At 42.8% G+C, this 14,299-nt stretch carries 11 protein-coding genes; 1 reads left to right on the top strand and 10 read right to left on the bottom strand.

The annotated features are described in order from the left end of the window. Positions 1 to 183: 183 nt before the first annotated feature. From HOP45_RS07450 to HOP45_RS07410, 9 genes are all read right to left on the bottom strand, one after another. Positions 184 to 1,179: a zinc-binding dehydrogenase gene (locus HOP45_RS07450; RefSeq protein ID WP_181348455.1), complete on the bottom strand. Its 996-nt coding sequence runs from the start codon at positions 1,177 to 1,179 to the stop codon at positions 184 to 186. A gap of 4 nt (positions 1,180 to 1,183) precedes the next feature. Beyond that, positions 1,184 to 2,134, bottom strand: coding sequence for an ArsA family ATPase (locus tag HOP45_RS07445; protein WP_181348454.1), 951 nt, complete (start codon positions 2,132 to 2,134; stop codon positions 1,184 to 1,186). A gap of 24 nt (positions 2,135 to 2,158) precedes the next feature. Further along, a complete protein-coding gene (locus HOP45_RS07440; protein WP_181348451.1) occupies positions 2,159 to 2,425 on the bottom strand; it encodes a cory-CC-star protein in 267 nt (88 codons plus the stop codon). Positions 2,426 to 2,627: 202 nt separating this feature from the next. After that, positions 2,628 to 4,367, bottom strand: coding sequence for a carbon starvation CstA family protein (locus HOP45_RS07435; protein WP_181348450.1), 1,740 nt, complete (start codon positions 4,365 to 4,367; stop codon positions 2,628 to 2,630). 284 nt (positions 4,368 to 4,651) lie between these two features. After that, complete coding sequence (locus tag HOP45_RS07430; RefSeq protein WP_181348446.1) at positions 4,652 to 5,458, bottom strand: 3D domain-containing protein; 807 nt, start codon at positions 5,456 to 5,458, stop codon at positions 4,652 to 4,654. Between the two features lie 740 nt (positions 5,459 to 6,198). Next, positions 6,199 to 7,815: an ABC-F family ATP-binding cassette domain-containing protein gene (locus HOP45_RS07425; protein ID WP_181348443.1), complete on the bottom strand. Its 1,617-nt coding sequence runs from the start codon at positions 7,813 to 7,815 to the stop codon at positions 6,199 to 6,201. Positions 7,816 to 7,956: 141 nt separating this feature from the next. Next, a complete protein-coding gene (locus HOP45_RS07420; protein WP_181348440.1) occupies positions 7,957 to 8,163 on the bottom strand; it encodes a cold-inducible protein YdjO-related protein in 207 nt (68 codons plus the stop codon). A gap of 75 nt (positions 8,164 to 8,238) precedes the next feature. Beyond that, the gene (locus HOP45_RS07415; RefSeq protein WP_181348437.1) at positions 8,239 to 8,439 is read right to left on the bottom strand and encodes a cold-shock protein; all 201 of its coding nucleotides are present in this window, start codon (positions 8,437 to 8,439) and stop codon (positions 8,239 to 8,241) included. Between the two features lie 237 nt (positions 8,440 to 8,676). After that, positions 8,677 to 9,186, bottom strand: a complete 510-nt coding sequence (locus tag HOP45_RS07410; RefSeq protein ID WP_181348436.1) for a superoxide dismutase family protein — start codon at positions 9,184 to 9,186, stop codon at positions 8,677 to 8,679. A gap of 147 nt (positions 9,187 to 9,333) precedes the next feature. Here HOP45_RS07410 and HOP45_RS07405 point away from each other — a divergent pair, with 147 nt between their 5' ends. Next, positions 9,334 to 10,053 carry a SurA N-terminal domain-containing protein gene (locus HOP45_RS07405; protein WP_181348433.1) on the top strand — a complete coding sequence of 240 codons (720 nt, stop codon included), beginning with the start codon at positions 9,334 to 9,336 and terminating at the stop codon, positions 10,051 to 10,053. 476 nt (positions 10,054 to 10,529) lie between these two features. On the opposite strand, the gene HOP45_RS07400 is transcribed toward HOP45_RS07405, so the two are convergent. Beyond that, a complete protein-coding gene (locus tag HOP45_RS07400; RefSeq protein ID WP_181348431.1) occupies positions 10,530 to 14,159 on the bottom strand; it encodes a dynamin family protein in 3,630 nt (1,209 codons plus the stop codon). Positions 14,160 to 14,299 lie beyond the last annotated feature (140 nt).

Here is a 14,299-nt window from a genome sequence, read left to right as displayed (position 1 = left end):
TGCTACTAAGTAGGTGTAAGTAATTCTGTAGTAAATATAAAGCTCGCCACAGCGTTTTTACAGGACATCGCTTAATGATGGCCACACAAAAAACCTGGAAAAGGTTCCAGGTTTTTTGTGCTCATCCCTATTGCGTTCGGAATCCTTATGAAAAATGCTAATTGTACGTCTGCTCCAAAAGAGCTATCCGATTGGAAGCAAAGCAATTTTACCAAAGTTTTTGCTTTCTTGTTGATATTCGAAAGCCTTATGCACATCAGCAAAAACAAATGTCTCGTCAAGCTCCGGCCGGATTCTGTGTTGATTGACAAGCCTCAACATTTCGCGGTACTCTTCGGCACATCCCATTGTGGAACCTAGTAAGTTGTATTGTCCGTAGAAAAATTTGCGTATATTGATGTTGACCTCATCTTCCGTAGTGGCGCCAAAGGTGACAACGGTTCCGCCTTTTCGAATCACACCCAAGGATTTATCGAACGTGGCTCCCCCGATGCTTTCAACTAATGTATCAATCGTTTCATGCTGTAATTCGCGGGACCAATCAGAAGCTGTATCGATTGCTACATCTGCCCCTAACTTTAATGCCTGTTCTTGTTTTTCTTTACTCCGTGAGGTGACGATAACACGTGCCCCTGCGAGTTTAGCGAATTTCAGCGCAAAGACCATAACACCACTGCCTATGCCAGGAAGCATTACCGTTTGGCCGGCTTTAATCTTGGCACGGGTAAACAAGACGCGATAAGCAGTTAATCCAGCTAAAGATAACACCCCTGCTTCTTCCCAACTCAAATGAGGCGGTTTTGGTTCTACATTCTTCGCAGGCATGGTCACCACCTCTGCAAATGTCCCGTGTCCGGGAAGGCCGACAATTTCAAATCCTTCTGGAGGCGCAGAACTATTATGCTCCCAGCCCAAGCCTGGATTTATGATCACTTCATCTCCTGGTTTGACTTGGGTGACGTGTTCACCGACATGTTCAATTATCCCTGCCCCATCAGAGCCTAGTATAAGCGGGGGTTGATCTGTTTTGTGTCTGAACGGCACCATCAGGTCTCGCCTATTCATTCCAGCTGCTTTGATCCGGATCTGCACGTCATGCTTCCCTGGTTCTCCAGTCTCAACTTCCTGATGATTCAATCCTTCAAATCCTTCTTTACCTTCATGTACAATTGCTTTCATTTTGTTACGTCTCCTTTCTGATTGAATCCTGAATTCGATCTGATATGATTGATAATTTTTCAATCGTGTTGATATCTTCCTCATAGAGTGGAATACGGATTAACATCTTATCGGGAAATGTCTGGTCAATTTCATGCAAGTAATCTGCTTCCTGTTCTCTCCGCTGTGCTAAAAAACGGCCATCCGCATGTTCTGGCAGCACTTTATTGACAATCAAGGTATGGGCATGGATATCATGCTGTTTCAATTGGTCGACCGCCTTCTTCGTTTCGAGGATGGCGAGCCGTTCTGGATTCAACACAAATATGAATCCTGTTTGCGATTGATCAAGGAGGATGTCTCTGACGGATTGGAACTTCTTTTTTCGTTCCATTAACACATCATAAATCGGATCTTCCACAGGCTCCCCATCATTCAATAGCTGCGTATAATTTTCGTTGGTTTTCTTTCGCCGTTCAAGCATCCCGTCCATCCACACCCCCATCAGTTCAGGAAGTGACAATAATCGGATGGTATGCCCCGTAGGTGCCGTGTCAAAAATGATATGGTCGAAATCATCGCTTTCTTCCAAAACGATCGAGACAATTTTATCAAACATAGCTGCTTCTTCGGCACCGGGGCTGGCACTGGCCATGTCAATTTGTCTATGTACTTCCTCCACCATATGGGACTTGACCATCCCTTTCATATTATCTTTAACTGAGTCGATGTATCGTTTCGATTCTTCAGCAGGATCTATTTCCACTCCCCACAATGACTCCGCCAATTTTACCTTGCCCTGCTTCATGGTGTGGTGAAAAATATCACCCAGGTTATGAGCCGGGTCCGTCGAAACGATTAAGCACGTCCGTTGTTGTTGCGCAATTGCCAAAGCCAGAGCGGCAGCTGAAGTTGATTTACCCACACCGCCTTTCCCACCTACAAACATTATCTTTTTGGAACGAAAACTGCTCATGCTACTCCCTCCTTCCTCGATGAATCAGCAACACCGAATCCCATCAAGGGGTGACTTTTCCATTCCCATCCGCAAATGCCAGTCGTGAAATTTTTCAATAATATACGGATACAGCTCGAGGGTGTAATAAAATGCCGGATTAGGAATGCCAAGCATATCCGAATAGACAAGTAAAAGAAACAGGTCGTCTTCATCTCTTAATTCTCTGGCAATTTCAGTACGATGCGGCACACTTAACATTTCATCATACAATTCCACTAAACGCTTTATAGAAAACTTACGCTCCACCATGCTTTACCTCCTTGTCATCCCTCCTAGTGCTACTTCTATCTTATCACAGTCTTACAATCCAAATTAATGTCGTACTTGGTTTTGAATGTGTAAGCGACTGAAACATCAGTCATGGAACGCCTCCCTGAAATGCAAAAGCCCGAACGCGAAATCGTTCGGGCTTTTGCATTTGATTCAGTTTTGTTCCAGCCTCTTTACTTCTTTAAGCACTCATATCCATATCTTTGTTACCTTTACCCGATAAAGTTGAGATGGCCGTAATCAAAATCCAAATGGCGAACACGAGTATGATAGCACCAAATGTGAATAATAACCAGCTTGCTTCTGCTTCGCCGACTCCTGACCATTCAAAGACAACCTGATTAATCATTGCCCAAAGCGTCATTGTCAACAAGAAGACCATCGGCAAAAACGCTGGTAAGAAATTCCTGCCTTGGCGCTTCAACCATATGGAAATCAACATCAAGCTGATACCTGCTAATAACTGATTGGATGTACCAAATAATGGCCAAAGCAGATAGCCGCCGGAACCAAAGCCTCTTGGTCCTTCAGGAATAAGGGTCAAGGCCGCACTCGATACAACCGCTATCGTCGTGGCAACATGCATTTTAGTGATCGGTTTAATGTTATATTCGCTGCCAAGTTCTGCGATAATGTACCGCATTAAACGAACTGAAGAGTCTAATGTCGTGGCCGCAAAGCTGACAATGATAACAGAAACGATCGTTGACGCAACTTGCGCCGGCATGCCTAAACCTGTCGCGAGTTGGGCCGCACCTTCGATAAACACACCAAGCCCGGCTGCACTAGATTCCGTAAAACTGCTGTACGTATTGGTGAAATCACCCGTCGTCGGGAAGAATGTGACGACTGCTATGATCGCAACCAGAGCCAGCGCCCCCTCACCTACAGCACCGAAATATCCGACAAAGCGAGCGTCTGTTTCTTTATTAAGTTGTTTCGATGAAGTACCCGAAGATACAAGTCCGTGAAAACCGGAAATGGCCCCGCATGCAATCGTTATGAAGAGCAGCGGAAACCAGGATGTTTCTGCTGTTGTGTTCGTCACAGGTGCAGTCACTTCAGGGTTTGTTACTAACAGACCCGCATATAACAACAGCAGCCCAACGACCAGCTGATGGGAGTTAATATAATCCCGGGGCTGGAGTAATTTCCATACCGGAAGTGTAGAGGCAATATAGACGTAAACCATAAGAATCACGATCCAGACGAGAAACGCCATAGAAGTTGCATTCAAACCAAATGGTGTCGAAGCTCCTTCGCCTCCAAAATAACTCACGAGATCAATTTGCAAGACGGGCACATAACTGGCCAAAACGGCCGCTGCATACATAGTAGCTAAAGCAGCCAGAGAAGGAAGCAGCATGGTTCCCTTCCGTTTGTAAACCGTGTAGCCGATCCATATGGCTAACGGAATCTGAATAAATACCGATACGACGCTTGCTGGATAAGAAATAAATAAGTTTGCAATCACCCAGGCAAATACAGCATTGACCATTAATACGAGCAACAGAATGATGAATAAAAATAAGATCTTTGCTCTTTGGCCGATAAGTTTATGTGCCAAAGTCCCGACCGATTGACCTTTGTTCCTGACTGACAATACTAATGTGCCGAAATCGTGTACCCCTGCTGCGAACACGGTCCCTAGCAACACCCATAGTAATGCAGGGAGCCACCCCCAATAAACAGCAATAGCCGGTCCGACAATCGGCGCTGCCCCGGCCACAGACGTAAAGTGGTGTCCCCATAACACAAATTTGTTAGTTGGAACAAAATCGACCCCATCTTCCATCTGATGGGCTGGTGTTTTGTAGGAAGCATCCAATTTATAAATTTTTTCAGCCACAAATTTTGAGTAGTAACGATAGCCAAGGAAAAAAACGATCATCCCGGCTAGTGCTAACCAAATACCACTCATGCCATAACCCCTCCTTTATAGAACTATACTTGTAAGCCCTTACAGTATACTACGAAAAAACAACATGATAAAAGTATTTTCTGATATTTCAAAATTATGTTAATCATCAAGGCTCGGCTATCTATGGAAGTGGGTTGATTTATAAAGCGTTTTTTCTAGAAGACCCGATCATTAAGCTCTTTTACCATGACCAATACGATCTCGAAACTTAAATTTGCGAATAGGGCACATGATAGACAGACATAAAAAAACTGTCCCTTTTTCATAAGAGACAGTTTTTATAATTAATCAAGTACTTTTACATTTACTTCTTTTCTACCCCAGTTAAGCGCTTCTTGTTTCGAAGGGATAAAGACATCAATTTTCTGACCATTGATGGCTCCGCCGGTGTCACCTGCAACCGCACGGCCATATCCTTCTACATAAACTTCACTGCCGAGTGGGATGACATCAGGATCGACGGCAATAACTTTCTTATCCGGATTGGCGTTCAAGTCAATACCGGTGCGCGTCACGCCAGAGCACCCTGTGCAATTTGCTGTATAGGCAGTAGCCGTTGCTGTAAATTCTTTTGCGACATCTTCATTGTTTTGCTCTGAGTCTGAAGAATTATCATTAGACGTTTCTTTACTAGCGCTTTGTTCGCTAGAGTTGGAATTATTGGAACCGGAATTGTTAGAAGGAGCTGTTGTTTCTTTAGCAGCGTTTCCTTTTACAGCCAAGTCCTGTCCTGGATGAATCAGGTTAGAACTCAAGTTGTTCCAGCTCTTAAGGTTGTCCACTGTTACAGAGTAGTCTTGAGAAATCCCCCATAGCGTATCCCCAGATTTTACTGTGTAAGTGGATTGTCCTTCATTGGACTGTGTTTGTTGGTCATTTTCTGCTGAGACGGTGAGGCGGTCATTCGGATATATAGTGTTAGATGAAAGATTATTCCATTGTTTTAGTTGTTTTACAGATGTGTCGTTTTCTTGTGAGATGCCCCAAAGAGTGTCTCCTTTGTTGACGACATAATCTTCCGCATGTGCCTGTGCAGCAAAGGCACCTGATATCGCCATCGCAGCAGTAAATGATAGAACTGTTTTCTTCATGAGAAAACCTCCTTGGTAGTTGTTTTTCACTGACAACTCCTAATCTACCACATGCACAGAAAATTTTAAGAACAAACAGCTAACATTCATATTTCATTCGTAATATTAATATCTCGCTGAGATTACAATAAGGGCATTATGTCTCATTTACGGTAAATAATGGGAATCAATACGCTTATAAATATTCCATTTTATCCTATTAATGAACTTGAGTGATGCAAATGATGCGTATGTAAACAGCAAAAAACAAGTTTCGCTATATTTTTTGTTGCTTGCCTTATTTAATTGTGAAAATGGCCAATCATAGAAGACGTAACGAAGCTTTTATTTTGGGGGCCACAGAGCTTTAGAGAAAATAATCATAGAGGTTGGGCAGACTCTCAGCTTATGGAGAAACCCCTGTTTTTCGCATGCTTTTTCCCTGCCGCCAGGAATTTTTTTACTCCTTCACCTAGCTCACTCTTTCTAGAGGGAGGACCATCTTTTTCATGTTTCGGCAGGCAATTATCTTCAGAATAGTAGGGACGTAAGTTTTCGGGGATAAAGGAGAAATTATGTATTGGTCTATTTTTCACTTTTTGATGTTTTTTTCTTGATTGAAACAAAAAATCCGTCGAAATAGATTCTTTTATAGGATAACAAATGACGACAGTGAAAAATGGAAGAAATCAAAAAAAAATCAGGCTGCCGAGACGTTCTCGACAGCCTGAAAGTCTTCCCTACTGGACAGACTCTTTTCATTAACCCAACTGTTGCAATTGCTGTTGAACTTTAGGGTCATTAAGGTATTCATCATAACTCATCTCTTTATCTATGATGCCTTGCGGTGTTAACTCAATGATACGGTTGGCAATCGTTTGAATAAATTCATGGTCATGAGAAGCGAATATAATCGAGCCTTTGAAATTAATCAAGCCTTTATTCAACGCTGTGATCGATTCGAGATCAAGGTGGTTGGTCGGCTCATCAAGCAATAAGACATTAGCGCCACTCAACATCATTTTAGATAACATGCAACGTACTTTTTCGCCTCCGGATAGAACGTTCGCTTTTTTCAAGGCTTCTTCGCCTGAAAACAGCATCCTTCCTAAGAACCCGCGAAGGAACGTTTCCGTTTGATCATCTGGTGAATATTGACGCAGCCAATCAACTAGATTAAGCTCGACGCCATTAAAGAAGGATGAGTTATCTTTAGGGAAGTAGCTTTGCGATGTTGTGACGCCCCATTTATACGTCCCTTCATCTGGTTCCATTTCGCCCATCAGGATTTGGAACAACGTCGTCTTAGCTACTTCATTTTTGCCGACAAGGGCCACTTTATCATCCTTGTTCAACGTGAAACTCACATTATCGAGTACCTTCACCCCGTCGATTGTTTTGGATAAATTCTGCACAGTAAGAAGGTCGTTCCCAATTTCACGATCTGCCTTGAATGCAATATAAGGGTAACGTCGGGAAGAAGGTTGAATATCATCTAATGTTATTTTATCCAACAACTTCTTACGGGACGTGGCTTGTTTGGATTTCGAAGCATTAGCACTAAACCGCGCGATGAATTCCTTTAAATCATTAATTTTTTCTTCTTTTTTCTTATTTTGTTCCTGGGCCATTTTCATGGCAAGCTGACTGGATTCATACCAGAAATCATAATTGCCTACATAAATTTGAATTTTACCGTAATCCAAGTCTGCTATATGCGTGCAGACATTGTTCAAAAAGTGACGGTCGTGAGACACCACAATGACCGTGTTCTCAAAGTCAATCAAAAAGTCTTCCAGCCATTGGATCGCCTTAATATCCAAGTGGTTGGTAGGCTCGTCTAGAAGCAGTACATCAGGGTTGCCAAATAACGCTTGAGCCAGGAGAACTTTAACTTTCTCCGCTCCGGCTAAATCTTTCAACTCTTTCGCATGAAGATCTTCACTGACCCCTAAGCCTTTCAATAACCGAGCCGCTTCTGATTCAGCTTCCCAGCCATTCATCTCAGCAAACTCCGCTTCAAGTTCAGCCGCTTTCATGCCGTCTTCTTCAGTAAATTCCGACTTCATATAAATTTCATTCTTCTCTTGCATCACTTCATAAAGCCTCGTGTGTCCCATGATGACCACATCAAGAACTTGAAACTCATCATATTCGAAATGATTCTGTTTCAACACAGCGAGTCGTTGATCTTTTTTCAGGGAAACTTCCCCCGTTTGCGGTTCCGTTTCACCGCTTAAAATATCCAAAAAAGTAGATTTCCCCGCCCCATTTGCTCCGATCAGACCATAGCAATTACCAGGGGTGAATTTTATATTGACGTCTTCGAATAATTTCTGATCACCGTATCGAAGACTGACATTATTGACGTTTAGCATACTCTTCCTCCAGTTTCAATAAAAGATTATCATTAGAATTATATCATTGTTATGCCCGTTTAGATATGATTCAAATCATATTCTCACAGTCCAATAAAAAATCACGCTCCTTCTTAGCTGGAACGTGACGCCTCAGGCACCTTATGATTTATAGTAGATACTGTTATTGTCGACAACCTGTAACACCTTTTGTGACGCTTCCATCGCATTGCCGCAACGCGGACATTTTGGTTCTTCCTGAGTTGTAAAATTATCCCTCATCCAGCAGTTACACTCTTCAGACTGACATAGCCAAATTTTTGTTTCTTCTTCTTTAATTTCTTCTTGGTTCTTTTTACCGAATGCCATCTTAAAGAAACCTCCTCTGGAAGAAAATATGATGTAAAAGAGACTGACTCCAAAAGCCAGTCTCTTTTATTGAACTTATAATTTAGTTACATTTGCTGCTTGTGGTCCGCGGTTGCCTTCAGTTACTTCGAATTCAACTGATTGCCCTTCTTCAAGGGATTTGAATCCTTCTTCATTGATTGCGCTGAAGTGTACGAATACATCATCTTCGCCTTGTACTTCGATGAAACCGAAGCCTTTCTCTGCGTTGAACCATTTTACTGTACCGTTTTTCATTCTTAGGTCCTCCAATGTTTCTAAAAAATTAATATGCGTTTCATTATCATAAGAAAAAATCACATATTATAAAAAGTACCAAAATGAATTGATAACTCTTTATAATAGGTGATTCGGAGTTACATTTCATTGATATCTTGAGTTATTTGTTTATCATTTAATACTATACTACTTTTGCATAAAAAAGTCAAATGAAGATTTCCCCTCCTTTCTCAGTAAGTTAAAGCGATTCTATGCTCAATTGCCGTTTGCATCCTGGATAATCCCACAGGCCAGTCTTGGTCCAGCATTTCCGGAAGGTTGAGATTGATAGTCATCAGGCCCTTGATGAATAATCACAGATTTCCCGATGATATCCTGAACGTTAAAACGGTCCGTGAAAAAAGCCATTTGAGCATAACCATTATTGGAAAATAACACAGGGAAATCGCCAGGATGATGACCATGGGGTTGATTGTTAGGGTTCCAATGCCCCCCAGCCGCTTGAAAAGGATCGCCATCATCGCCGATCGCGCAGCTTCCTTTTTCATGGATATGGAACCCGTGCGGTCCGATCTGTTTACCGTTATCCGCTTTTTTAAATGGGGGTAGGCCGGAAACCTGTACAAACACCTCCACCCCGAACGGAAGTTGCACGAAGTACACCTGCCCTTTCAAATCAGGTGCAAGCGGCCCCCCTTGAACTTCGGCAAGTGCATATTCATATTGGTATTGCCTGTACACCGGAACATAAGGATAGTAATACATACTTCAACCCTCCTAAGCTTTAATTGTATTATATGTATGAACGATGAGTGATTGATATGTTGCCTCACTCTCATTTGTTTACATCATATTTGGAATGTGCTACACTCCGCTTGAAGATTTAACATGCTTATAAGGAGCGATGACTACATGAAGAAAACGCTACTCACCATTGTGCTTGGTGCAATGTTCGCGATTGGTCTGACAGCTTGTTCAGGAGATGAGGATTCAGGCAATAATAACCAATCAACTGAAGAAGAAACAAGCGGAAATGATAGCAGTCAAGAGAGCTCAGAATCGGGCGAAAGTGAAGGCAATCCTGACGAGCCGGTGGCGACTGTTAATGGCGAAGAAATTCCCAGAAAAGACCTGACAAGCCAAATGGAGAGCATGAAGCAGCAATATGAGCAGATGGGCGCTTCTATTGAAGGAAAAGAAGACCAACTGCAACAAAATATCCTCGATTCCTTAATCGGAAATGAATTGATTTCCCAAGAAGCCGAAAAATCCGATATTGAAATATCAGACGAGGAAGTCAATAAACGATATGATGAACTGCCAGAAGAACAGCGCAAGCAAGCGCTTGAACAAGGCGGATATACTGAAGAATCATTGAAAAAAGAACTGAAGACCAGCATGAAAGCTAACAAGTTTGTATCCAACAATACCGAAGATGTCAACGTTACGGACGAAGAAATTCAAGCCGAATATGATAAGTTGAAAGAATCGCAGCAAGATGCGCCGAAATTAGAAGAAATAAAACCACGGATTAAACAAACATTGCAACAACAAAAACAGCAAGAACAAATCAAAAAATTAGTCGAAGAGCTCCGCAACAAAGAAGAGAACGAAGTTGAAATCTTGATTTAATAATCAACCTTTCATTCTATAGGCAGTCCAATTAGCATTTTAATTGGACTGCCTTTTTATGTTTTGCTCGGCATGTGGCCAGCTTCCTCATACTTCGCCTTGCGGTTCATCACCAATGATAATAAGAGAAATAACCAGATGGTTCGCCATACGACGAGACTACCGCGGAAAAATGGAGCTCGACGAGACTACCGCGGAAAAATGGAGCTCGACGAGACCCCACAGAGAGCGCAGCGAGAGAGAAATCTTTCCCGATCCCCGCAGGAAAGGGAGTTGTTTCAAAGCCATCCCTGCCACTTATACGTAAACGAACTTTCTTAACCCCGTAACCGTGCTACAAGAAACGCATTTATGATGAGTCAACGGAACCGTTTAACAGAACCTTTTGTTTTAAAGTTGCCTCCCGTAAAAGGACCTCGCATGTGAAAAAAGAACGCTCAGAGCTTTAGTCGCCCGGAGCGTTCTTTCGATTATCACTATGATTTTTCGTCCAGCATCGTTTGCATTTTTTGTTGAACAATGGCTAACTTATTCATGTCATACGGATTTACAACACTGTCTTTGGCCGCTTGTAACGTATCTTCTACGTTCCGCTTCCACTGCCCTTTTAATTGGTCCTCCCACATTTTCTCCCATTGTTGCATGAATAAACGTTGAAGGTCATCTTCCGCTTTCTGGAGCTCTTCAGACATCTTCGGATCCACCTGGGTACTCAACTGGTCTTTCATATTCTCCTTTTCATTTTTTTCAAAAAAAGCATGCGTTCCTTTGAACCATTTCACTGCTTGCTTCCAATCAGCATTCGACAGCTCAACCAGGATATGAAAAGAAGGAATATGGACAGAGCTTAATCCGGGTTCCACTAAATAGATATGCTCGTCTATATCGTTAAGTTTTGATTCAAGCTCTTCTTTTAACGAGCTGATTACGTGATCGAGATAGGATTCAACTCTTAATGTCACAGCTTGACATTCCTGATACAGCTCATGATTCAGTTCGCTAAGAAATCCGTCGAGGGCATGTCGCAGCTGCTCGGATGCTTCTTTCCCCTTCCCGTTTATAGAGGCTGGATTAAAATGATGTTTAAAGTAACTGGGCATGTTCAGCATCATACGATCATGGACATAATACATCTGTTTTTTCACCTTTTGTTCAAGTGCGCGTTTATAAGCAGCAGAATCGACTCGGTCAATTTCATCTGCAGCTTGACGCAAAGCAGATTCAAAATGGTCCAGCCTCGATTGTTTGTCACGCTCACTTAAGGAAGCAGATTCTTGCAACATGGTGAGCAAGTGATTAAGTTGCTGCATGTCATGATGAATCGACTCGATGATCACTTCTGCCAATTCATGCTTAATGAAATAGGTGAAGTTTTTCTCAAAAGAAGCTAAACCTGAGGAAGCACGCGCCCCGTTAATTGCGGATTTGCTGGAAACCGGGAATATCCTGGGATTCATGATGTGGAAACCAGCTAATTGGTCCGTCAGATAGGCCGTTACCTCGTTAAGTTCCTCACCCGATGAAGAAAGATCGGCTGCATTCAAAATAAAGAACATTTTATCCATACTGAAGACATCTTTGACTCTGCCAAGTTGAGTCAAGAATGATTGATCAGCCCTGGAAAAAGGATGATTGTAATACGTGACGAATAAAATGGCATCAGCGTCTTTGATATAGTCAAACGCCACATCAGTGTGCCGGGCATTGGCAGAGTCTGCCCCTGGTGTATCCACCAATGTAATGCCCTGTCTCGTCCATTCACAATCATAATAAACAACCATTTCTTCCACAAAACAAGCGATTTCCTCGTTCGATACATAGGCTGCAAAACGTGCTAGCGGAATCGTGATTTCCGTACCAATATCTTGTTTCACATGTTCGTATCCGTTTGAAACAGCATGAAGAAACGAAGCTTGCTTTTCGTCGTTGAGTGTATCGTGAACACCATTATTTAGCCATTCGATCAGCTCGGTCAACTCAGTTGGAAGCTTGGATGCGGCAACCACGTTTTGCAGGATAGACGTGATATCATCTTTTAGCTGGTCCGAAGACTTCATCACGACACGGACGGACCCATGGGAGTTTTGCTCATCAACTGGTGATATCTTATTAATGGCTGCCGTCGTAGGGTTAGGTGATACGGGTAATATGTGATCACCGAGCAACGCATTGGCAAAACTTGACTTACCTGCACTGAAGGCACCGAACAATGCTACAGTAAACGAACGGTCAGCAAGTCTTTCTCGCTTTGCGATCAATTGTTCGATGATGGTCTCGGTTCCCGGAAGTTCACGAGCGAACGTACTAACCTCATCCACTTGCGCCATTACACGATCTGCACTACATGGAGCCGTCGAGTTCGCTTTTAGGCTAGGTTCTTCCCGAAGGGCTTGTGGTTTCGCCTTAACATCTTGTTTAACCTGCACCGCTTCTGCTGCCTGTATGGTGGCGTACCTGTTTGCAATTCTTGTCGTGACGTCCTGATGGAGTTCGTCTGCAAAGCTGCTCCGCTCGGCCGCCGCTTCTAACTCCTGCCTATAGCGCGTAACATTTGCTTCAATATCCGCTAAAGCCGCTTCTGATTGCTGTTTCTCTTCGTTAGCTTGAATAAAGGCACGATAATCGCGCAATTCATCTTTTACCTGTTCATTCAACTGGTTCGTCATACGCTTTTGCAAATCATGGATATACCTTTTGAAATACTGTCTGATGTCATTGGCGAGTTTTTCGGTATAAATTAAAACATATTTACCCGTAACTGAAGCACCGGACTCAATAAGCGTGTTCAATCTTTCAGCAGGATACTCTAGATCCATAAGCTGAATGTCCTGAAGTAAAACAGGATCATCAATACTGTACATGTTCATTACATCGATTAACCGATCACGCAATGGCCATTTAACATTCGTTTCAATCGAGGAAAGGAGTCGGGTGTGAAACTGATTCAAGCGTCTCTCTCTTTCTTCTTCGGTTTTCTTTTGCGTAAATAAACGTCCCTTTTTGAAACCAGGCTGCATGGCTTGTAAATAGGATTCGGCATCTTCTCGAAGTTGGCCCGGAATGATATAGGCATTGTTTATAAACCCGGCGGCGCGCTTCTGCATATCCTGTGCTAACTGTTCATCTGCTTGACGAAGGTTTTGGATTTCCCCCTGCGTTGTCTCGAGCGAGTCATATTGATCAAGGGTTTGCTGGGCTTTGGCCATCACATCCTGGTGATGATCGATCTCAGGTTCCAGTCTAGCCTGATAATCATCTACACTGGCTTCCAGAATGGCTGACAATTGTCTTTCAATACGGTCTGCTTCCCTGTCATTTTGCGAGCTGTTCAGGATGTCTGTTGTTAACTGTGATAACTCATTGATGGCCAATCCCTTATCTTTCAACGATGTGAAATAAATGCGTTCGGGTCGGATGTCCCACGCTTGTAACGTCTGACGTACCCGTGCCTCGAAACTTGAGAAGTTTAACTCTGATTCATCGTGCTTGTCCACTTGATTAATGATCAGCGAATAAGGGGTCTGCAAATGCTCCAGCCGCTTTAAAAAAGCCAGGTTAACGTCTGATTGAACATGGTTATAGTCGGTCACATAACACAAATGATCCATGACATGCATAAAAGACTCCGTTATCACGCGGTCTGCTTCATTGGTGGAATCCACACCGGGTGTATCCAGCAGCATCATGTGGTCCGGTAGTGAATCAAGCTGTGTGAAAATATCCAAAGACCGTATTTCCTCCCCATTCTTGCAATACTGCTTAACTGTATCCAAATCCAATTCCCCGTCGAATTGGAGGGGGGACTGATGGTGGTAATATACGACTGTCCTCGGTTCACCTGACCTCAACCGCACTACATTAGCACTTGTCGGTATTGGACTTGACGGTAAAACATTTACATTCAACACCTCATTGATCAGAGTTGATTTACCTGCAGAGAAATGGCCGGCAAATCCGATCATATACTGGTGATGATCTAATTTTTCAATTAAATCCAATACTTTCTCAGCGTGTTTGGAATCATCGCTATTCACTAAATACGTATAGACGTGTTCTAATTGATTGATCTGTTCATCTGTTCCGGGCTTTGTCACGGTTGTGTTCATGATCGTTGCTCCTTTACGGTATGAAAAAACTTATGCTATATATTTTACTGAATAAGTACACTCCGTTACAACCTCTATTTCTAAGACCCTATAAATCGCACTGTCTAAGGTTTATATTAGCTTTCCTTATCAGCCGCAAT

It is taken from the genome of Thalassobacillus sp. CUG 92003 (genome assembly GCF_013618635.1).
GTDB lineage: Bacteria > Bacillota > Bacilli > Bacillales > Halobacillaceae > CUG-92003.
This window is presented reverse-complemented; position numbering and strand designations above follow the sequence as displayed.

Bases quoted from the DNA above. Each gene is read 5' to 3' on its own strand.
- HOP45_RS07440 (WP_181348451.1), bottom strand. From the start codon at position 2,425: ATGGTGGAGCGTAAGTTTTCTATAAAGCGTTTAGTGGAATTGTATGAT.
- HOP45_RS07420 (WP_181348440.1), bottom strand. From the start codon at position 8,163: ATGGCATTCGGTAAAAAGAACCAAGAAGAAATTAAAGAAGAAGAAACA.
- HOP45_RS07430 (WP_181348446.1), bottom strand. From the start codon at position 5,458: ATGAAGAAAACAGTTCTATCATTTACTGCTGCGATGGCGATATCAGGT.
- HOP45_RS07435 (WP_181348450.1), bottom strand. From the start codon at position 4,367: ATGAGTGGTATTTGGTTAGCACTAGCCGGGATGATCGTTTTTTTCCTT.
- HOP45_RS07415 (WP_181348437.1), bottom strand. From the start codon at position 8,439: ATGAAAAACGGTACAGTAAAATGGTTCAACGCAGAGAAAGGCTTCGGT.
- HOP45_RS07445 (WP_181348454.1), bottom strand. From the start codon at position 2,134: ATGAGCAGTTTTCGTTCCAAAAAGATAATGTTTGTAGGTGGGAAAGGC.
- HOP45_RS07410 (WP_181348436.1), bottom strand. From the start codon at position 9,186: ATGTATTACTATCCTTATGTTCCGGTGTACAGGCAATACCAATATGAA.
- HOP45_RS07425 (WP_181348443.1), bottom strand. From the start codon at position 7,815: ATGCTAAACGTCAATAATGTCAGTCTTCGATACGGTGATCAGAAATTA.
- HOP45_RS07400 (WP_181348431.1), bottom strand. From the start codon at position 14,159: ATGAACACAACCGTGACAAAGCCCGGAACAGATGAACAGATCAATCAA.
- HOP45_RS07405 (WP_181348433.1), top strand. From the start codon at position 9,334: ATGAAGAAAACGCTACTCACCATTGTGCTTGGTGCAATGTTCGCGATT.
- HOP45_RS07450 (WP_181348455.1), bottom strand. From the start codon at position 1,179: ATGAAAGCAATTGTACATGAAGGTAAAGAAGGATTTGAAGGATTGAAT.